The organism is Oerskovia rustica (genome assembly GCF_014836555.1).
In the GTDB taxonomy this organism is placed as follows: Bacteria; Actinomycetota; Actinomycetes; order Actinomycetales; family Cellulomonadaceae; genus Oerskovia; species Oerskovia rustica.
In genome coordinates this window covers 1-20430 of sequence record NZ_JACSQQ010000028.1, presented here as the reverse complement: position 1 = coordinate 20430, position 20430 = coordinate 1, and the positions used below count along the sequence as shown (strand labels likewise).

17 protein-coding genes are annotated in these 20430 nt (G+C 71.6%); all 17 read right to left on the bottom strand.

What is annotated here, in order from left to right:
* Window positions 1-39: 39 nt before the first annotated feature.
* Window positions 40-1062 (bottom strand): polyprenyl synthetase family protein, encoded by a 1023-nt coding sequence (locus tag H9652_RS15000; RefSeq protein ID WP_318244195.1) that lies wholly within the window; start codon window positions 1060-1062, stop codon window positions 40-42.
* Entirely contained in the window at window positions 1059-2879 is a 1821-nt protein-coding gene (gene nuoN, locus H9652_RS14995; protein ID WP_191796958.1) for an NADH-quinone oxidoreductase subunit NuoN, read from the bottom strand. The genes H9652_RS15000 and nuoN overlap by 4 nt, the downstream gene beginning before the upstream one ends.
* Window positions 2876-4441, bottom strand: coding sequence for an NADH-quinone oxidoreductase subunit M (locus H9652_RS14990; protein ID WP_191796957.1), 1566 nt, complete (start codon window positions 4439-4441; stop codon window positions 2876-2878). The genes nuoN and H9652_RS14990 overlap by 4 nt, the downstream gene beginning before the upstream one ends.
* A 7-nt stretch (window positions 4442-4448) precedes the next feature.
* A complete protein-coding gene (nuoL, locus tag H9652_RS14985; RefSeq protein ID WP_191796956.1) occupies window positions 4449-6488 on the bottom strand; it encodes an NADH-quinone oxidoreductase subunit L in 2040 nt (679 codons plus the stop codon).
* Window positions 6489-6498: 10 nt separating this feature from the next.
* Window positions 6499-6798: an NADH-quinone oxidoreductase subunit NuoK gene (nuoK, locus tag H9652_RS14980; RefSeq protein WP_138825647.1), complete on the bottom strand. Its 300-nt coding sequence runs from the start codon at window positions 6796-6798 to the stop codon at window positions 6499-6501.
* A gap of 1 nt (window position 6799) precedes the next feature.
* Complete coding sequence (locus H9652_RS14975) at window positions 6800-7768, bottom strand: NADH-quinone oxidoreductase subunit J (protein ID WP_191796955.1); 969 nt, start codon at window positions 7766-7768, stop codon at window positions 6800-6802.
* Window positions 7765-8433 (bottom strand): NADH-quinone oxidoreductase subunit NuoI, encoded by a 669-nt coding sequence (gene nuoI, locus H9652_RS14970; protein WP_051703076.1) that lies wholly within the window; start codon window positions 8431-8433, stop codon window positions 7765-7767. Before nuoI ends, H9652_RS14975 begins: the two co-directional genes overlap by 4 nt.
* On the bottom strand, window positions 8426-9877 hold the full coding sequence (nuoH, locus tag H9652_RS14965; protein WP_191796954.1) for an NADH-quinone oxidoreductase subunit NuoH: 1452 nt from the start codon (window positions 9875-9877) through the stop codon (window positions 8426-8428). Before nuoH ends, nuoI begins: the two co-directional genes overlap by 8 nt.
* Window positions 9874-12627 (bottom strand): NADH-quinone oxidoreductase subunit G, encoded by a 2754-nt coding sequence (locus H9652_RS14960; RefSeq protein ID WP_191796953.1) that lies wholly within the window; start codon window positions 12625-12627, stop codon window positions 9874-9876. Before H9652_RS14960 ends, nuoH begins: the two co-directional genes overlap by 4 nt.
* Window positions 12627-13961, bottom strand: a complete 1335-nt coding sequence (nuoF, locus tag H9652_RS14955) for an NADH-quinone oxidoreductase subunit NuoF (RefSeq protein ID WP_191796974.1) — start codon at window positions 13959-13961, stop codon at window positions 12627-12629. The genes H9652_RS14960 and nuoF overlap by 1 nt, the downstream gene beginning before the upstream one ends.
* An 11-nt stretch (window positions 13962-13972) precedes the next feature.
* Entirely contained in the window at window positions 13973-14812 is an 840-nt protein-coding gene (gene nuoE, locus H9652_RS14950; protein ID WP_191796952.1) for an NADH-quinone oxidoreductase subunit NuoE, read from the bottom strand.
* Entirely contained in the window at window positions 14809-16158 is a 1350-nt protein-coding gene (locus tag H9652_RS14945; protein ID WP_191796951.1) for an NADH-quinone oxidoreductase subunit D, read from the bottom strand. The genes nuoE and H9652_RS14945 overlap by 4 nt, the downstream gene beginning before the upstream one ends.
* Complete coding sequence (locus H9652_RS14940; RefSeq protein WP_318244197.1) at window positions 16155-16877, bottom strand: NADH-quinone oxidoreductase subunit C; 723 nt, start codon at window positions 16875-16877, stop codon at window positions 16155-16157. Before H9652_RS14940 ends, H9652_RS14945 begins: the two co-directional genes overlap by 4 nt.
* A 71-nt stretch (window positions 16878-16948) precedes the next feature.
* Window positions 16949-17500 (bottom strand): NuoB/complex I 20 kDa subunit family protein, encoded by a 552-nt coding sequence (locus H9652_RS14935; RefSeq protein WP_138825659.1) that lies wholly within the window; start codon window positions 17498-17500, stop codon window positions 16949-16951.
* A 25-nt stretch (window positions 17501-17525) separates the two neighbouring features.
* Window positions 17526-17888 carry an NADH-quinone oxidoreductase subunit A gene (locus H9652_RS14930; RefSeq protein ID WP_056649801.1) on the bottom strand — a complete coding sequence of 121 codons (363 nt, stop codon included), beginning with the start codon at window positions 17886-17888 and terminating at the stop codon, window positions 17526-17528.
* Window positions 17889-18039: 151 nt separating this feature from the next.
* Window positions 18040-19341, bottom strand: a complete 1302-nt coding sequence (locus H9652_RS14925) for a geranylgeranyl reductase family protein (protein WP_191796949.1) — start codon at window positions 19339-19341, stop codon at window positions 18040-18042.
* A gap of 212 nt (window positions 19342-19553) precedes the next feature.
* Window positions 19554-20249 carry a demethylmenaquinone methyltransferase gene (locus tag H9652_RS14920; RefSeq protein ID WP_138825663.1) on the bottom strand — a complete coding sequence of 232 codons (696 nt, stop codon included), beginning with the start codon at window positions 20247-20249 and terminating at the stop codon, window positions 19554-19556.
* Window positions 20250-20430: the final 181 nt, after the last annotated feature.

The following is a 20430-nucleotide window of genomic DNA, read 5'->3' as shown; positions in this document are numbered from 1 at the left end:
GCACCGCCCTCCGTCGTGTTCCGTGCCCCGACGGGGCCGTCAGGCCGCGCGGTCCGCCAGCGCCTGGGCGAAGGCGACCAGGGCCTCCTTGACCGGCCCGGCGGGCAGCGGCTCGAGCTCGTCGATCGCTGCGCGCGCCCACCCGACGGCGAGCGCCCTGGTCTCACCGAGGACCTCGTGGGCCCGCAGGGCCGCGACCGCGGCCGCGAGCTCCTCGTCCCCCGACAGGTCCGAGTCCAGGAGGTCGACCAGCGCGGCGTCGGCCACCGTGCCCGACCCGGCCGCGACACGGGCGCGCAGCAGCAGTGCCGGCATGGTCGGCACCTTCTCCCGCAGGTCCGTGCCCGGGGTCTTGCCGGACTCGGCCCCCGACGACGCGAGGTCGAGCACGTCGTCGGCGAGCTGGAAGGCGACGCCGAGCTTCTCGCCGTACTCCGCGACGACCTCGACGACGGCCTGGTCGCACCCGCCGAACATCGCGCCGAGACGGGCCGAGGTCGCCAGCAGCGACGCGGTCTTGTCCGCGAGGACGCCCAGGTAGTGCTCGACGGGGTCGTCGGACGCCGAGGGACCCGTCGTCTCGTGGAGCTGGCCGAGGCACAGGCGTTCGAAGGTGCGCGCCTGGATGAGCACGGCCTCGGGACCCAGCGCCGCGACCGTCGACGCCGCGCGGGCGAAGAGCAGGTCGCCGATGAGGATCGCGACGGAGTTGCCCCACACGGCGTGCGCCGACGGAGCACCGCGGCGCACCGGCGCGGAGTCCATGACGTCGTCGTGGTAGAGCGAGGCCAGGTGGGTGAGCTCGACGACGACGGCCGCCTCCACCACCTCGGGCCTGGCGCCGTCGCCGAGCTCCGCGCACAGCAGCGCGAGGAGCGGGCGCAGGCGCTTGCCGCCGGCGTTGACGAGGTGGCGGGACGCGGAGTCCGCGAGCCCGTCGGAGTGCGCGACGGCGTCGCTCAGCCTCGCCTCGACTGTCGTGAGGCGGGCGGTGAGCGTCGCGGCGAGCTCCGGATCGGTCAGGGGGATCGCCGTCGTGGAGACGGGTGGCACAGTGGTCACGGTCTGAACTTAGCCGCCTCGAAGGCCAGATCGAGAACCGAGGAGGGCAAAACGCCGAGAAGGATGACGCCGATCACACAGATCGTGATCGCGATCGTCGTGAATCCCTCCGACCGGACGACCGTGACACGGCTCGCAAGCGCGGCCACGGCGCTCCCCGGTCCTGCGGTCCCTCCGGTCGTCCCCAGGTCCGGGCCTGCGACCTCCGCCGCATCCGAGGGGGCCTCCGACGTACCCTCCGCCGCCGCCCGCGGGGAGGGCGTGAAGAACATCAGCACGATGACCCGCACGTAGAAGAAGACCGCGACTGCCGAGGCCAGCACACCGATCAGGGCGAGCGGCCAGGCGCCCACCGCGACCGCCGACTGGAAGGCCGTGAACTTCGCGATGAAGCCCGCCGTGAGCGGGATCCCGGCCATCGACAGCAGGAAGAGCGCGAACGCGCCCGCGAGCCAAGGGCTCCGCTTGCCCAGCCCGGCCCACTCCGTGAGGTGCGTGGCCTCGCCCAGGACGACACCGCCGTCGGGCGAGGTGCTGGAGGGGCCTGCCGACCCGCCCGTCCCGGCGCCCGACACCGCGCCGACCGTCGCCAGCTCCGCCTCGGCGGGAACCACGACGGGCTGCGGGGCACGCTCGCGCACGAGCGTCACGACCGCGAACGCGCCCACGGTCGCCAGACCGTAGGCCAGGAGGTAGAACAGCAGCGCCCGGACCCCGAACCCGCTCAGCTCCCCGAACCCGACGAGCGCCACGACCAGGAAGCCCGCGTGCGCGATCGACGAGTACGCGAGCAGGCGCTTCATGTCGGTCTGGATGACACCGATCACCGTCCCGACGATCATCGTGAGGATCGCGACGACCCACAGCGCGATCACGAGCTTCTCCTGGAGGTCGGCGGGCAGCGCCTGCCCGACGACGTACAGCACGCGCAGGAGCGCCCCGAAAGCCGCCGCCTTGGTGCAGGCCGCCATGAAGCCCGTGACGGGCGTGGGGGCGCCCTGGTAGACGTCAGGCGTCCACGAGTGGAACGGGGCGGCGCCGACCTTGAACAGCAGCCCCGTGAGCACCATGACGAGGCCGAGCAGCACGAGACCCGTCATCCCGTCGAGGCCGCCGCCCTCCAGGAGCGCGCCGCGGACGTCCGCGAGCCGCACCGATCCGGCGAAGCCGTACACGAGCGCCACGCCGAAGATGAAGATCGCCGACGCGAAGGCTCCCAGGAGGAAGTACTTGAACGACGCCTCCTGCGACAGGAGCCGACGGCGCCGCGCGAGCGCCGTGAGCACGTACAGCGGGAGCGAGAGCACCTCGAGCGCGACGAACATCGTGAGCAGGTCGCCCGTCGCGGGGAAGATCATCATGCCGCCGACCGCGAAGAGCACGAGCGGGAACACCTCGGTCTGCTCGAGGCCACGACGGCGCGCGAGGTCCTCGTACGCCGAGCCCGGCACGGCCGCGGCCGTGGGCGCGAACGCGTCCTGCTTGGTCGAGGTGCGGTCCGCGATCACGAGCGTCGCCAGGAGCGCGAGGACCACGACGATCCCCTGCACCGCGAGCCCGAAAGGGTCGACGACGAGCGCGCCGCCCAGGACCCGCACGCCGTTCTGCGCGAGCACGTCGGGCCAGAGCAGCACGATCGACGTGAGCGCCCCGGCCAGCGCGGCGAGCGCGAGCACGACCTGCACGACGCGGCGGGCGCGGTCGGGCACGAAGGCCTCGACGAGCACCCCGACGACACCGGCGCCCAGGATGACGAGGACCGGGACCAGGTAGGCCCACTCGATCACGGGGGCCACGAAGGCGGCTGCGGGGGTCACGAGTCGCTCCCTTCAACGCTGAGGAGATCAGGGGTGGTGGGCGGGTTCTCGACCCCCACGGCCGTCATGGTCGCGTCCGCGGGCTCGCGCACCAGGTCGAGCGCGGGAGCCGGGTAGAAGCCCAGGACGAGCAGGGCCACGACCAGGGGGGCGACGACCCACTTCTCGCGCGCCCCGAGGTCCGGGGTCCCTACGAGGTTTTGCGGGGCCTTGCCCGTGAAGACCTTCTGGTAGGTCAGCAGGACGTACAGCGCGGCGAGGACCACGCCGAGGACGGCCACGAGAGCTGCGGGGTGGCTGCGGGAGAACGTCCCGACGAGCACCATGATCTCCGAGACGAACGTCGACAGGCCGGGCAGCGACAGGGCCGAGAGACCCGCCACGAGGAACGTCCCCGCGAGGACCGGCGTGACCCGCTGGAGCCCGCCGTAGTCGGCCAGGCGCTGCGAGCGCGACGGGTGCCGCGCGACGAGGAACCCGGCGAGCAGGAACAGCGCGCCCGTCGAGATCCCGTGGTTGAACATGTAGAACGAGGCCCCGGAGACGCTGAGCGACGTGAACGAGAAGATCCCGAGGACGATGAATCCGAAGTGCGACACCGACGTGTACGCGATGAGCCGCATGATGTCGCTCTGGCCGATCGCCATGAGCGCGCCGTACAGGATCGAGACGACCGCGAGCACCACGACCACGGGGGCTGCCCACTGGCTCGCGTTCGGGAAGAGCGGCAGGCACAGGGTCAGCATGCCGAACGTGCCCACCTTGTCCAGGACGCCCACGAGCAGCGTCGAGGTGCCCGCAGGGGCGTGCTCGGCGGCGTCGGGCAACCAGGTGTGGACCGGGAAGAGCGGCGCCTTGATCGCGAAGGCCAGGAAGAAGCCCAGGAAGAGCAGCCTCTCGGTGCTCACCGCCAGCGGGTTCGCCGCGAAGTGGTCGACCAGGTTCTGCGTCAGGAAGCCCTGCTCGCCGCCCGGCCCGTTGAGGTACAGGGCGATGACCGCGACGAGCATGACGAGCCCGCCCGCGAGCGAGAACAGCAGGAACTTCACGGCCGCGTAGCGCCGCTGCGCCCCGCCCCCGAAACCGCCGATCATGAAGTACACCGGGATCAGCATGGCCTCGAACAGCACGTAGAAGAAGAACACGTCGCGGGCCACGAAGACCGCGACCATGAACGCCTCGAGCAGCAGCACGAGCCCCAGGTAGTGGCGGAGCTTGGCGAGGTCGCCGTCCTGCTCGCGCCACGCCGCCAGGATCACGAGCGGGACGAGCAGGACTGCCAGCCCGACCAGCAGGAGCGCGACGCCGTCGGCCCCCACCGCGTAGCTCACGCCGAGCTGCGGGATCCATGCGTGCGTCTCGGTGAGCTGGTACGTGCCCGCGTCCGAGGTGTCGAACGCGCTGATCGCCAGGCCCAGGAGCACAAGCTCGGCGAGACCGAACACGACCGCCACGGTCCGCAGGTGCTTGCGTGCCGACGTGGCGCCCAGCCCCCAGACCGCGGCCGCACCGACGAGCGGCAGGACGATCAGGAGTGTCAGCCAGGGAATCTCGGTGGTCATCGGTCCCTCAGCTCCCTGTTCCGGTGGTCACGGCGAGGACCACCGCGACGATCACGATCAGGCCGGCGAGCATCGTCGCCGCGTACGACCTGACGAATCCGTTCTGCATGCCGCGCAACTTCTCCCCTGTCGCGCCGACGAGGCCGGCAAGACCCATCCAGCCGCCGTCGACCATCTGCCGGTCCCCGTAGACGAGGGACCGCGTGAGGTACTGCCCGGGCCGCATGAACACGGCCTCGTTGACCTGGTCCTGGTAGAGGTCCTTGCGGGCCGCGCGGGTCAGGACCGAACCGTGCGGCGGGACGATCGGGACACGGGACACCGCGAACTGGCGCCAGGCCAGGAGCACGCCCAGCAGGACGAGGACCAGTGTCAGCGTGATGAGCGACCACACCGGCAGCACCGGTTCGGCGTGCTCGGCGTGTCCCGTCACGGGCGAGAGCCAGTCGACGAACACGTTGCCGATCGCGAGCAGCCCGCCCAGGGCCACAGAGCCCACCGCGAGGACGATCATGGGCGCCGTCATGAGGACGGGTGACTCGTGCGGATGCTGCACGGGCCCGTCGGTCGAGAGCGGCCCCGTGGGGCTGCCCGACCCGTCGTTCCAGCGCTTGTGCCCGTGGAACGTCATGAAGAACAGGCGCGACATGTAGAACGCCGTGATGCCCGCGCCCAGCAGCGCGACGCCGCCGAAGACCCACGCGCGCCACTCCTGACCGTCGATCGGCACGAACGCCGCCTCGATGATCTTGTCCTTCGACCAGAACCCGGAGAAGGGTGGGATCCCCAGGATCGCGAGCCACCCCAGGCCGAACGTGATCCACGTGACCTTCATGTACCTCGACAGCGCACCGAAGCGACGCATGTCGACCCCGTCGTCCATGCCGTGCATGACCGAGCCCGCGCCGAGGAACATCCCGGCCTTGAAGAAGCCGTGCGTCACGAGGTGGAAGATCGCGAACGCGTACCCGATGGGCCCCAGCCCGGCCGCGAGCATCATGTAGCCGATCTGCGACATGGTCGAGGCGGCCAGGACCTTCTTGATGTCGTCCTTGGCGCAGCCGACGATCGCCCCGAACAGGAGCGTGACCGCACCGACGAGGACCACGACGAGCTGCGCCGTCGGGGCTCCGTCGAAGATCGGCGCCGAGCGGACGACCAGGTAGACGCCCGCGGTGACCATGGTGGCCGCGTGGATGAGCGCCGAGACGGGTGTGGGGCCCGCCATGGCGTCACCGAGCCACGCCTGGAGCGGGAACTGCGCCGACTTGCCGCACGCGGCGACCAGGAGCGCGAGGGCGATCGCGGTCAGCAGGGCCGTGCCCGCCTCCGGGGCGTCGGCGAAGACCGTCGCGAAGTCGACCGCGCCGAAGCCCGCGAACATGAGCATGAGCGCGACGATCAGGCCGAGGTCGCCCACGCGGTTCATGATGAACGCCTTCTTGGCGGCCACGGCGTTGGCCCGCTCGTAGTTCCAGAACCCGATGAGCAGGTACGAGGCCAGGCCCACGCCCTCCCAGCCGACGAACAGCACGAGGTAGGAGTCCGCGAGGACCAGGACCAGCATGGCCGCGACGAACAGGTTGAGGTAGGCGAAGAACCGGCGCTTGTCCGTGTCGTGCTCCATGTACGCGACCGCGTAGACGTGGATGAGCGTGCCGACGAACGTCACGAGCAGCACGAACGTCATGGACAGCGGGTCGATCCGCAGGCCCACGCCCACGTCGAGCCCGCCCGCCGCGATCCAGTCGAAGAGCCGGTGGTCGACCACCCGCTCGTCGGCGGGCAGGCCCAGCATCGAGAAGAACACGACGAGTGCGACGACGAACGCGCCGCCCGACATGAGCACCCCGTACCACGCGCCCCAGCGGTCGCTGCGGCGCCCCGCGAGCAGCAGGATCGCGGCCCCCAGGAGCGGCAGCAGGATCAGCAGCGGGGCCAGCAGGAACGGCCCGGGCACGACGGTCGAGGCCGGGACGATCTCCTGGGTCGGCAGCGAGGCCGGCACCAGGTGCGCGAGGGCAGGAAGCAGAGTCACCGTTGGCATGCCTGCCCTCTCAGTTCTTCAGCAGGTTGACGTCGTCGACCGAGGCCGAGCGGCGGGTACGGAAGATGGCCACGATGATCGCGAGCCCCACGACGACCTCGGCCGCGGCCACCACCATCACGAAGAAGGCGATGACCTGGCCGTGGAGGTCCCCGTGCATGCGGGCGAACGTCACGAACGTCAGGTTGGTGGCGTTGAGCATGAGCTCGATGCCCATGAAGACGATGATCGCGTTGCGTCGCAGCAGCACGGTCGTCGCGCCGATCGCGAAGAGGATCGCGGCGAGCACCAGGTAGTTGGTCAGCTCCATGTCAGCTCTCCTTCCCGTGCTCGGTCGTCGGCCCGGTCGTCGGCCCGGTCGCCGGATCGGTCGTCGGCCCGGTCGCCCCGGACGTGGTGTCGGTCGGGAACGCCCCGGGCACGGCCGCGGGCACCGGAGCCTCGCCCGACAGGTCCGCGGCGGCCTCCTCGTCGGTGGGCGCCGTGAGCTCGGGGAAGCGCCGGGCCGTCAGCTCGGGCTCGTGCTCGACGAGCACGGCCCGCTCCCTGGCGAGGATGTGACCCGCGGAGCGCTCCTGCCCACGGATGCGCAGGATGCGCGAGACGGAGTGCTCGATGGGCCGCCCCTGCGGGTCGAGCGCGGGGGTGTCCATCGCGTTGTTCTGCGCGTACACGCCCGGCGCCGGCAGGGGGGTCAGGAGCCCGCCCTCGGCGAGCGCCGCGACCTTGGCGTCGGAGATCTGCCGCTGCCCGACGCGCGGCACCAGCCGGCGCCGGTGCGTCAGGACGAGCGCCGCGATCGCCGCGGTCACGAGCAGGATGCCGACGACCTCGAGCGCGAACACGTAGTCGGCGAACAGGATGCGGGCGAGCGCGACCGGGTTGGACTCGGCGTTGGCCGCCGTGAGCCCCACCGAGGGCGGGAACGTCGCCTGCGCGATGACGCCCACCAGGATCGAGCCGAGGCCCAGCCCGAGCAGCACACCGATGACGCGCTGGCCGCGGATGGTCTCGACGAGCGAGTCCGACGCGTCGACGCCCACGAGCATGAGCACGAACAGGAAGAGCATCATGACGGCGCCCGTGTAGACCACGATCTGCACGACGCCCAGGAACGCCGCCTCCTGCGCGATGTAGAGGATCGCGAGGCTGATCATGACGAACACGACGCAGATCGCGGCGTGCACCGCCTTGCGGGCGAACAGCAGGCCGAGCGCGGCCAGCACCATGAGAGGGGCGAGGACCCAGAACAGGACGACCTCTCCCCCGCTGACGGTCACCGGACCACCTTCCGGACCTCGGGGCGCCGTGCGGCGGCGGGGTCCTCGACGGGCGGCAGGGTGGGGTCGTCGGGCCGGTGCTCGCGCACCCAGTCGATCTGCTCGGGCACGGGCCCGGTCACCTCTCCCCGGTAGTAGTCGGTGTCGGTCGTCCCGGGCACCATGGGGTGCGGGGCGGCGAGCATGCCCTCGCGCAGCGGCGCGAGGAGGTCTTCCTTCTCCCAGATGAGCCCTTCGCGGGTCGGTCCGGTGAGCTCGTACTCGTTGGTCATCGTCAGGGCCCGCGTGGGGCACGCCTCGATGCACAGCCCGCAGAAGATGCAGCGCAGGTAGTTGATCTGGTAGACGCTGCCGTACCGCTCGCCGGGCGAGCGGTGCGCGCCGTCGGGGAGCGCGGAGTTGTCCGCGCCCTCGACGTAGATCGCGTCCGCGGGGCACGCCCAGGCGCACAGCTCGCACCCGATGCACTTCTCGAGGCCGTCCTCGTACCGGTTGAGCTGGTGGCGACCGTGGTAGCGCGGCTTGGTCGGCACCTTCTCGAACGGGTACTGCTCGGTCACGGTCGGCTTGAACATCGAGGAGAACGTGACCCCGAATCCGGCGACGGGTGCGAGCAGCCCGCCGAGCCCCTTGCGCTGGGGGATCAACGACTCGTAGTCAGCCACGGGGGGCCTCCTCGTCCTGGGCGTCGGGAGCTGCGGGGCCGCCGCCGGGTGGCGGGCTGCCCTCGGGGACCAGGCGCCGGGCTCGGCGCGAGGCGCTGGGCAGGGACTGGCCGGGCAGCGGCGGGACGGGGAATCCGCCCGCGAAGGCGTCGAAGGGCTCGGGCGAGGCGGTGGCCGCCTTGCGGTAGGGCGAGGTGCCCGACGGCGTCGCTCCCCCGGCCTTGTCGGCTCCCCCTCCGGGGTCCTTGCGCGCGGGCCACAGGAAGATCGCGAGCAGCGCGACGGCGAACAGCGCGCCGGCGCCGATCAGGATCGTGCGGTTGTCGACGTCGCCGAAGCGGATCATGCCCTGGACGACCGCGAGCACGACGATCCAGGCGAGCGCGGCCGGGATGAGGATCTTCCAGCCGAACTTCATGAACTGGTCGTAGCGCAGGCGCAGGAGCGTCCCGCGGACCCACACGAACACGAACATGAAGGCCCAGACCTTGGCGAGGAACCAGAGGATGGGCCACCAGCCCTCGTTGAACATGCCGTCGTTGATCGCGGACAGCGGCCAGGGGGCGCGCCACCCGCCCAGGAAGAGCGTGGTCGCCACGGCCGAGACGTTGATCATGTTGATGTACTCGGCGAGGAAGAACCAGGCGAACTTCATGGACGAGTACTCGGTCATGTAGCCCGACACGAGCTCGCCCTCGGCCTCCGGGAGGTCGAACGGCAGGCGGTTGGTCTCACCGATCATCGCGATGATGTAGATGATGAAGCTCGGGATGAGGATGAGCGCCCACCAGACCCTCGTCTGGGAGTCGACGATCTCCGAGGTCGACATCGAGCCGGCCATGATGAAGACGCTGACCAGGGCGAGGCCCATCGCGAGCTCGTAGCTGATGACCTGGGCCGTCGAGCGGACCGCGCCGAGCAGCGGGTAGGTGGAGCCCGACGACCAGCCGCCGAGGACGATCCCGTACACGCCCACCGAGGCGCACGCCAGGATGTAGAGCACCGCGACCGGGAAGTCGGTGAGCTGCGCGGGCGTCGAGTAGTCGGTGAACGGGATCGTGACGTTCGGCCCGAACGGGATGACGGCGAACGTCAGCAGCGAGCAGAACACCGCGATCATGGGCGCCAGGATGTACACGAACTTGTCCGCCGCGGAGACCGTGAGGTCCTCCTTGAGCAGCAGCTTCATGGCGTCCGCGAGCGACTGGAGCAGGCCGAAGGGACCGTGCACGTTGGGTCCGGGGCGGACCTGCATGCGGGCCACGACCTTGCGCTCGAACCAGATCGCGATGAGCACGCTCGTGAGCAGGAACACGATGATGAGCACGGCCTTGACCAGGTAGGTCCAGCCGTTGTCCTGCGAGAAGTCGGCCTTGATCCCGGGCACGCCCGGGGTCTCGGAGACCAGGACCGCCCCGGAGACCAGGTTCAGCAGGCCTGTCATGATGCTCCCCCGTCGGTGCGCTGGGTGGGTTCTGCGGACTCCGCGGCCCGTGCGACGGACGCGGACCCGGCGGCGGGCTCGATGCGGACGAGCGTCCCCGGGGTGATCCCGAGGTCGCGGTGGACCTTCGACCCCTGCGAGCCGAGCGGGAGCCACACGACGTGCTCGACCATGTCGGTGATCACGACCGGCAGCTCGATCGACCCGCGGTCGGTCGAGACCCGCACGACGTCGCCCTCGAAGAGGTCGGCCGCAGCGGCGGTCGTCGCGGACAGCCGGGCGACGGGCCGCTTGGCGGTGCCGGCGAGGAACCGCTCGCCGTCCTGCCCGCGTCCGGCGTCCAGGAGCAGGCGCCACCCTGCGAGCACCGCGGTGCCCGGTGCGACGGCCGGCGGCTCGGCGGCGGGCTCGACGGGCGCCGCCGAGCGCTCGCCGTCCCAGGTGCCGAGCTGGTCGATCTCGTCCCGGACCTCGCCGAGCGTGCGGGTACCGAGCGAGACGCCCGCTGCGTCGGCGAGCGCGTCGAGGACGCGGTGGTCGGGCATCGCGGTCGTGGCGAGCGCGGCCTCGAAGGTCCGCACGCGGCCCTCCCAGCTCACGAACGCCCCGGCCTTCTCGACCGGTGGTGCCACGGGCAGGACCACGTCCGCGAGCTCCGTGACGTCCGAGGCGCGGACCTCGAGGGACACGACGAACCCGGCGGCGCCCAGCGCCCTGCGGGCGTGGTCGGGGTCGGGCAGGTCGTCGGTGTGCAGACCACCGACGAGCACGCCGTCGAGCTGGCCCACGGACAGGGCGTCGAGGATGCCGCTCGTGTCGCGGCCGGGCGCCTCCGGAAGGTGCTCGACACCCCAGGCGACGGACACGTCAACCCGCGCTGCGGCGTCGGGCACGGGGCGTCCGCCCGGGAGGAGACCCGGCAGCGTCCCTGCCTCGACCGCGCCGCGCTCCCCCGCCCGGCGGGGGACCCACGCGAGGCGTGCCCCGGTGCCCTCGGCGAGGCGCACGAGCGCCGAGTACCCGCCGGGCACCCCGGCGAGACGTTCGCCGACCAGGATCACGGCGCCGGGCTGCGCGAGCGCGTCCCGCAGGGCCGCGACCTCGGCGGGCTCGTCGACCGACTCGGGTACGTCGGGGCCTACGGCCCCGTCATGGCCGAACAGCGTCTGCGCGCCCGAGGCGAGCACCGTGAGCCACTCGGCCTCGGTGCCCGGAGCGGCCCGCAGCAGCGTGCCGTCGAGGCGCTGCACGCCCCGGCTCGCGAAGGGGGCGAGCGAGAAGACCCGCAGGCCCCGCTTCTGGACGCCCTTGCGCAGGCGCAGGAACGTGACGCCCGCCTCCTCCTCGGCCTCGAGGGCCACGAGGAGCACCGCGGGGGCCTTCTCGAGCTCGTCGAACGTCACGCCCAGGCCCGTGCCCGCGACGCGGTGGGCCAGGAAGTCGGCCTCCTCGGCCGAGTGCACGCGGGCGCGGTGGTCGACGTCGTTGGTGCCCAGGACGACGCGTGCGAACTTGCCGTACGCGTAGGCGTCCTCGACCGTCAGGCGACCACCGGGGAGCACCCCGACGCCACCCGCCGCGCGGGCCTGCGCGAGCCCGTCGGCCGCGACCTCGAGGGCCTCGGCCCAGCTCGCGGGGCGCAGCTCGCCGCGCGTGACCCGGCCCTCGGCGTCGACCTCGCGGTCGCGCACGAGCGGGTGGGTCAGTCGGTCCGGCGCGTCCTGCCAGTGGAACGCGAAGCGGTCCTTGTCGGTGATCCACTCCTCGTTGACGAGCGGGTCCTCGCCCGCCAGGCGTCGCAGCACCACGCCGCGGCGGTGGTCGACGCGGATCGCGGACCCGCAGGCGTCGTGCTCTCCCACGCCCGGGGTCGAGACCAGGTCGAAGGGCCGCGACCGGAACCGGTACGCGGCGCCCGTCAGCGCGCCCACCGGGCAGATCTGCACGGTGTTGCCGCTGAAGTAGGACGCGAACGGGCGACCCGACTCGTCCTCGAGCGCGGCCCCGACGGGGGCCTCGAAGCCGGACTGCGCGCCGTAGGGCAGTGCGCCCGCGGGGGCGGTCTGCTCGGTCTCACCGTCGGCGAAGCCCAGGACCCGCGCGTCGTAGCGGCCGATCTGCTGCTGCGCGCCGCGCTTCTGCAGGTCGATGAACGCGTCGCCTGCGATCTCCGCGGAGAACCGCGTGCAGCGCTGGCACAGGACGCAGCGCTCGCGGTCGAGCAGGATCTCGGTCGAGATCGCGATGGGCTTGGGGAACGTGCGCTTGACGTCGACGAAGCGGCTCGTCGCGCGCCCGTTGCTCATGGCCTGGTTCTGCAGGGGGCACTCGCCGCCCTTGTCGCACACCGGGCAGTCGAGCGGGTGGTTGATGAGCAGGAGCTCCATGACGCCGTGCTGCGCCTTGTCGGCCACCGCGGACGTGTGCTGGGTCTTGACGACCATGCCGGGCGTCGCCTCGAGCGTGCACGAGGCCTGCGGCTTGGGCATGGGGCGGACGTTGCCCTCGCGGTCGGGGGTCGCGACCTCGACGAGGCACTGGCGGCACGCGCCCGCGGGGGCGAGCAGCGGGTGGTCGCAGAACCGCGGGATCTGGATGCCGACCTGCTCGGCGGCACGGATGACGAGGGTGCCCTTGGGCACGGCCATCTCGATGCCGTCGATCGTGAACGACACGTCGTCGGGGCGGGCGGGGGGCTTCGCGCCTCCCGCCGCGACCGCGCTCGACGGGCCGGGCGTCGTGGTCGTCATCAGTGCGCTCCTGCTGTCAGGGCCTGCGGGGCACGCCGGGGCGTGTAGTCGAACAGGGCCGCGGCCGACGGGTCGAACGGGCAGCCGCGCCCGGTGATGTGCGCCTCGAACTCCTCGCGGAACAGCGCGATGCTGCTCGTGACGGGCGAGGTGGCGCCGTCCCCGAGCGCGCAGAACGCGCGGCCGAGGATGTTGTCGCACGTGTCGAGCAGGACGTCGAGGTCGCCCTCGGTGCCGGAGCCCGTCTCGATGCGGCGCAGGATCTGCTTGAGCCAGTAGGTCCCCTCGCGGCACGGCGTGCACTTGCCGCACGACTCGTGCGCGTAGAAGTCCATCCACCGGCTCACGGCCCGCACCACGCACGTGGTCTCGTCGAAGATCTGCAGCGCGCGCGTGCCCAGCATGGAGCCCGCCGCCGCGACCGACTCGTAGTCGAGCGGGGTGTCGAGGTGCGCGTCGGTGAACAGCGGCGTCGAGGACCCGCCGGGAGTCCAGAACTTGAGGCGGTTGCCGCCGCGGATCCCGCCGGCCATGTCGAGGAGCTCGCGCAGCGTGACGCCGAGCGGCGCCTCGTACTGGCCCGGACGCACCACGTGGCCCGACAGGGAGAACAGCCCGTGGCCCGCCGAGCGCTCGGTGCCCATGCTCTTGAACCAGTCGGCGCCCTCGGTGACGATCGCCGGGACGCTCGCGACCGACTCGACGTTGTTGACCACGGTGGGCCGCGCGTACAGGCCCGCGACCGCGGGGAACGGGGGCTTGAGGCGCGGCTGGCCGCGCAGGCCCTCGAGCGAGTCGAGCAGCGCGGTCTCCTCGCCGCAGATGTACGCCCCGGCGCCCGCGTGGACCGTGACGTCGAGGTCGAAGCCCGAGCCCTGGATGTCCTTGCCCAGGTACCCGGCCGCGTAGGCCTCCTCGACGGCCCGCAGCAGGCGGCGGTACACGTGCAGGACCTCGCCGCGCACGTAGATGAACGCGTGGTCGCACCCGATCGCGTACGACGTGATGGCCACGCCCTCGATCAGGAGCTGGGGGCTCGCGAGCATGAGCGGGATGTCCTTGCAGGTCCCCGGTTCGGACTCGTCGGCGTTGACGACGAGGTAGCGGGGTCCGCCGTCGGGCGCGGGCAGGAAGCCCCACTTCATGCCCGTGGGGAACCCGGCGCCGCCTCGGCCGCGCAGGCCCGAGTCCTTGACGACCTGCACGACGTCCGCGGGCGGCTGTGCGAGGGCCTTCGCGAGGCCCTTCCAGCCGCCGCCGGCGACGTAGGCGTCGAGGGTCCAGGAGCGGTCCGCGTCCCAGGTCTCGCTGAGGATCGGGGTCAGCGGGTCGATCGTCTTCTCGCTCACGGCTGCTTCCCCTTCGAGGCGTCGGGCGTGGCGCCCGTGGCGTCGGCGGGCGTGGTGGGCCTGCGCTCGGCGCTGGACTGCTCCTGCCCGACGGCGGATGCGCCCTCCGCGGCCGCCGCGCCCGCGTCCGTGGCCGACCCGTCGACCTGCTCCGGAGCCGCACCGGCGGGCGCGGTCCAGTCGTGCTCACGGGCCAGGCGGAGCCCGGCGAGCGTGGGCCTGCCGGCCCCGACGCCCTCGTCCGCGCGGCCGTCCGAGAACCCGGCGAGCACGCGGCTCATCTGCTTGAACGTGCAGACCGAGGCGGCGCCGCGCGTGGGGGCGACGTCCTCGCCCGCCCGGAGCCGGTCAGCCAGCTGCGTGGCGCCCGCGGGCGTCTGGTTGTCGAAGAACTCCCAGTTGACCATCACGACGGGTGCGTAGTCGCACGCCGCGTTGCACTCGACCCGCTCGAGGGTGATGGCCCCGTCGTCGGTCGTCTCGTCGTGCCCGACGCCCAGGTGCTCCGAGAGCTCGTCGAAGATCTCGTCGCCGCCCATGATCGCGCACAGCGTGTTGGTGCACACGCCCACGGTGTACGTCCCGTTGGGGTGGCGCTTGTACTGCGTGTAGAAGGTCGCGACGGCCGACACCTCGGCGGCCGTGATGCCGAGCTGCTCGGCGCAGAACGCGATGCCGTCGCGCGAGACGTAGCCGTCCTCCGACTGCACCAGGTGCAGCATGGGCAGCAGCGCGGACCTCTTCTCCGGGTACCGGGCGACGATCGCCGCGGTGTCCGTGGCGAGACGCGCGTACGTCGCCTCGTCGTATCCGGACCTGTGAGCCTCGAGCGTCATCGGTCCACCCCTCCCAGCACCGGGTCGAGCGAGGCGACCGCGACGACGACGTCGGCGACCTGGCCGCCCTCGCACATCACGGCGACCGCCTGCAGGTTGTTGAACGAAGGATCACGGAAGTGGGCCCGGTAGGGGCGCGTGCCGCCGTCGGACACCAGGTGCACGCCGAGCTCGCCACGAGGGTGCTCGACCGACTGGAACACCTGGCCGACCGGGACCCGGAAGCCCTCGGTGACCAGCTTGAAGTGGTGGATCAGGGCCTCCATCGAGGTGCCCATGATCTCGCGGATGTGGTCGAGCGAGTTGCCCTGGCCGTCCGCGCCGACCGCGAGCTGAGCGGGCCACGCGATCTTCTTGTCGGCGACCATGACGGGCTGACCCGCCGTGGCCTCGAGGCGTTCGAGGCACTGCTCGACGATCCGCAGCGACTGGTAGCACTCCTCGAGGCGCAGCACGACCCGCGAGTAGCAGTCGGCCTCGTCCGAGGTGGGGACGTCGAAGTCGTAGGTCTCGTAGCCGCAGTACGGGGCGGCCTTGCGCACGTCGTACGGCAGGCCCGTCGAGCGCAGCACCGGGCCCGTGATCGCGAGCGCCATGCAGCCCGAGAGGTTGAGGTGCCCGACGCCCTGGAGGCGCCCCTTGAAGATCGGGTTGGCGAGCATGAGGTCGCCGAGCTGACCGAGGTAGCCGCGGATCAGCGGGTCGGCCTTGCGGATCTGCGCCACGACGTCCGGCGGGACGTCCTGCGCCACGCCGCCCGGACGCACGTACGCGTGGTTCATGCGCAGGCCCGTGACGGCCTCGAAGACCCGCAGGATCTCCTCTCGCGCCGTGAAGGAGATGGTCATGACGGTCGTCGCGCCCATCTCGTTGCCGCCCGTGCCCAGGCAGACCAGGTGGGAGGCGATCCGGTTGAGCTCCATCATGAGGACGCGGATGATGCTCGCGCGCTCGGGCACGTCGTCCGTGATCCCGAGGAGCTTCTCGACCGCGAGGCAGTACGCCGTCTCCTGGAACAGGGGGGCGAGGTAGTCCATGCGGGTGCAGAACGTGACCCCCTGGGTCCAGGTCCTGTACTCCATGTTCTTCTCGATGCCCGTGTGCAGGTAGCCGACGCCGCAGCGGGCCTCGGTGACCGTCTCGCCGTCGATCTCGAGCATGAGCCGCAGCACGCCGTGCGTGGACGGGTGCTGGGGGCCCATGTTGACGACGATGCGTTCCTCGCCGAGCTGGGTGGCCTCGGCGGCGATGTCCGCCCAGTCCCCGCCCGCAGCCTCGTAGCTGGGGATGCTCGGGTCGAAGTCCCCGTACGGCGCCTTCGTGGCGTGGGGGGTGGAAGTGCTCACGAGTACGACCTCCTCTGGTCCGGCGGGGGCACCGTGGCGCCCTTGTACTCGACCGGGATGCCGCCGAGCGGGTAGTCCTTGCGCTGCGGGTGGCCGGGCCAGTCGTCGGGCATCTCGATGCGGGCGAGGGCCGGGTGGCCGTCGAACACGATGCCGAAGAAGTCCCACGTCTCGCGCTCGTGCCAGTCGTTGGACGGGTAGACCGACGTGGTCGACGGGATGTGCGGGTCCGCGTCCGGGACGGAGACCTCGAGGCGCAGGCTGCGCCCGTGGGTCACCGACGTCAGGTGGTAGACGGCGTGCAGCTCGCGGCCCACGTCGTGCGGGTAGTGCACGCCGCTCACGCCCATGCTCAGCTCGAAGCGCAGGTCCTGCTCGTCGCGCAGCGCGCGGGCGACCGTCACGACGTGGTCGCGGCGCACGTGCAGCGTGAGCTCGGCGTGGCGCCCCGGAGGGTCCACCACGACCTGCTCGACCGCGTCCTCGAACCGCACGCCGCCCTCGGCGAGGACCTCGGTCAGGACGTCGACGGCCTCGTCGAACCAGCCGCCGTACGGGCGCGCGCTCGGCCCGGGCAGCACCACGGGCCGCACGAGCCCGCCGTACCCGGAGGTGTCGCCCGAGCCCTTGGCCCCGAACATGCCCGTGCGGACCTCGACGACCTCGAGCGGCTCGCGGCCGCCCGCCTCGGGTCCCGCCACGAGCTCGTCGCCGGGCACGTCTCCCTTGGCGACCTTCTCGCGTGCGACGTCGTCGGCCGGACGACCGCCCGGTCCGTCGTTGGTGCTCGTCACCGCAGCAGTCCCTTCATCTGGAACGTCGGGGTCGCCTCGAGCGCCGCGGCCTCGGCGGCCTTGGCCGCCTCGCGCCGGTTCACACCGAGCGGCTCGGCCTGGATCTGGTCGTGCAGCGCGAGGATCGCGTTGATGAGCATCTCCGGGCGCGGCGGGCAGCCGGGCAGGTAGATGTCCACCGGCACGATGTGGTCGACGCCCTGGACGATCGCGTAGTTGTTGAACATTCCGCCGCTCGACGCGCACACGCCCATCGACAGCACCCACTTGGGCTCGGACATCTGGTCGTAGACCTGGCGCACCACCGGCGCCATCTTCTGGCTCACGCGACCTGCGACGATCATCAGGTCGGCCTGCCGCGGCGACGCGCGGAAGACCTCCATGCCGAAGCGGGACAGGTCGTAGCGCGACGCGCCGGCCGCCATCATCTCGATGGCGCAGCACGCCAGGCCGAACGTCACCGGCCACAGCGACGCCTTGCGGAAGTACCCCGCGAGGTTCTCCACGCTCGTGAGCAAGAAGCCCGAGGGAGCTTCCTCGATCCCCATCTGCGTTCTCCCTAACTGGTTCCGGCTAGTCCCACTCGAACCCGCCACGGCGCCATTCGTAGACGAACGGCACGGTGATCAGGGCGAGGAAGCTCAGCATGGCGACGAGCCCGAAGGTGGCAAGGACCGTGAAGTCCACCGCCCACGGGTAGAGGAAGACCACCTCGATGTCGAAGATGATGAAGGTCATCGCGACGAGGTAGTACTTGATCGGGAAGCGCCCTCCGCCGATCGCGTGCGGAGTGGGCTCGATGCCGCACTCGTAGGCGTCGAGCTTGGCGCGGTTGTACCGCTTGGGGCCGATCACGGCGCTCGCGGCGACTCCGCCGAGAGCGAGGACGGCGCCGATACCCATCAGGACGAGGACGGGCACGTACGGGTTGGTCATCGGTCTGCTCTCCGGGGGGTGCGCGGGGGCGTGTCGAGAGTGCTGCCGGCGGGCGACCGCGTGAGACGGCGGGGGCCCGGGTCCGAGGGGGGTGAGGGTGGTGACTGCAGGTACAGCGAGGACGGCGTCGTTGCCGTCGCACCGAGGACTCTCATGCCGATGGCACCACCCTCGTCAGGCCTGCGATGACGCGGTCGACGACGTCGCCACCGCGGGGTTCGTAACAGTCGGACAGCAGCTTGAGGACGAAGCGCATGACGAGCGGTCGAGGCAGCCCGTACTTGGTGCACAGCCGCATGATCTCGGGGTGCTCGATGAGCCGCACGAAGTACCGGCCGAGCGTGTAGTAGCCCCCCAGGTCCCGGCGCATGATCTCGGGGTAGGTCGCGAGCGTGCGCTCGCGGGCAGCGTCGGTGCTGCGGGCCCGGGACTGCGCGACGACGTCCGCGGCGACGCGCGCGGCCTGCATCGCGTACGCGATGCCCTCGCCGTTGAAGGGGCTGACCATGCCGCCCGAGTCACCCACGAGCACGACGCCGCGCGAGTAGAGCGGCTTGCGGTTGAAGCCCATGGGCAGCGCGGCGCCGCGCACGGGGCCGAGCTGGTTCTCCGGCGTGAACTCCCACTCGGCGGGGGCGTTGGCCATCCACTTGGCGAACAGGTCCTTGTAGTCCACGTTCGCGGCGGACTGGCGGGCGGGGGTCGAGTTGACCGACCCGAGGCCGACGTTCGCGGTGCCGTCGCCGAGCGCGAAGATCCAGCCGTAGCCGGGGAGCAGGTTCGACCTCCCGGCCGGCCCGTCCCACAGCTCGAGGTGCGACTCCATCCAGGCGTCGTCGTGCCGCGGGGTCTTGAAGTAGGTGCGGACGGCGACCCCCATGGGCCGGTCCTGGCGCTTCTCGAGGCCGAGCGCGAGCGCGAAGCGGGACGAGACGCCGTCGGCCGCGATGACGACCGGGGCGCGCAGCTCGTACTCGTCGCCCGCGCGGCGACCGTTCTCGTCGAGGGGGCGTGCCGTGACGCCCACGACCCGGCCGGTGCGCTCGTCGAGGATCGGGCCGGTCACGTTGGTGCGCTCGAGGAGCTTGGCGCCCGTGCGCTGGGCGTGCTCGGCGAGGGTCTGGTCGAGGTTCATGCGGGAGCGGGCGAGCCCGTAGGAGGGGTACGCCTTGAGCTCGGGCCAGGGCAGCTCCCACCGGCGACCGCTCGCGACGACGCGCAGGCCCTTGTTGCGGATCCAGCCGTCCTCGGCGCGCGTGGGGACCCCCATGCGGACGAGCTCTCCCACGGCGCGCGGCGTGAGGCCGTCGCCGCAGATCTTGTCCCGGGGGAAGGAGGCCTTCTCGAGGAGGAGGACGCTCAGTCCGGCGGCGGCGCAGTAGTGGGCCGCGGTGGCACCTGCAGGGCCCGCACCCACGATGATGACGTCCGCGTCGTCGGTCCTGTCACGCACGTTCTCACCTCGATCCGCCCTCGGGCATGCCTCAGTAACACCCTTGTGAAGTCGCTCACAATGGACATCGCCACTCTAGCCACACATGCTCGCGATTGTGTAGCAAGGCAACCCTTCGTTGCGCGACGAACACCCTGCTCGCAGGGGCAGGAGGGCAGCACGGAGCGAGGCGCGACCCGCGTGTCGGGGCGCACCTCGCTCGGTGTGGCGTGTCAGGCGGGGCGGATCCCGCGGTGCAGCGCGACGAGGCCGCCGCTGAGGTTCCGGTACGCGACACCCTCCCAGCCGGCGTCGAGCATGAGGTGCGCGAGCTCGGGCTGCGTGGGCCAGGTCTTGATGGACTCGACGAGGTACTCGTAGGAGCCCTTCTCCTTGGTCACGGCCCCCGCCACGACCGGCAGCATCCGCATGAAGACGTCGGTGTAGAGCACGCGGAACGGCTTCCACGTCGGCTCGGAGAACTCGCACACGACCAGGCGCCCGCCCGGGCGTGTCACGCGCAGCATCTCGCGCAGGGCGGCGCTCGTGTCCACGACGTTGCGCAGACCGAACGAGATCGTCACGGCGTCGAACGAGGCGTCGGCGAAGGGCAGCGCCGTGGCGTCCCCCGCGACGAAGGGCATGTCGGGGCGTCGGCGCTTGCCGACCTGGAGCATGCCGACCGAGAAGTCGCACGGCACGACCTCGACGCCCTCGTCCGCGAACGGCTCGCTCGACGTGCCCGTCCCGGCCGCGAGGTCCAGGACACGCTCACCCGGCAGCGCCGCGACGGCGTCGACCGTGTGCTTGCGCCACCGCCGGTCCTGCCCCAGGGAGATGAGGTCGTTCGTGAGGTCGTAGCGACGGGCGATCCCGTCGAACATGGAGGCGACCTCGGTGGGCTTCTTGTCCAGGCTGGCTCGCGACATGCCGCCCATCGTTTCACGCCTACGCTGGAGACGATGACTGAGCACTCCCACCTCCCGGCAGGCCCCGACGACCTCGGCACCGCCCCGGCAGGGTCCCCCCGCACCGGCTCCCCCGGCTCCCCCGCCGTCCCTCGCCTCGTCGTGCGCACGACGAGGCTGCCCGACGGGCTGCCGGCCGCCC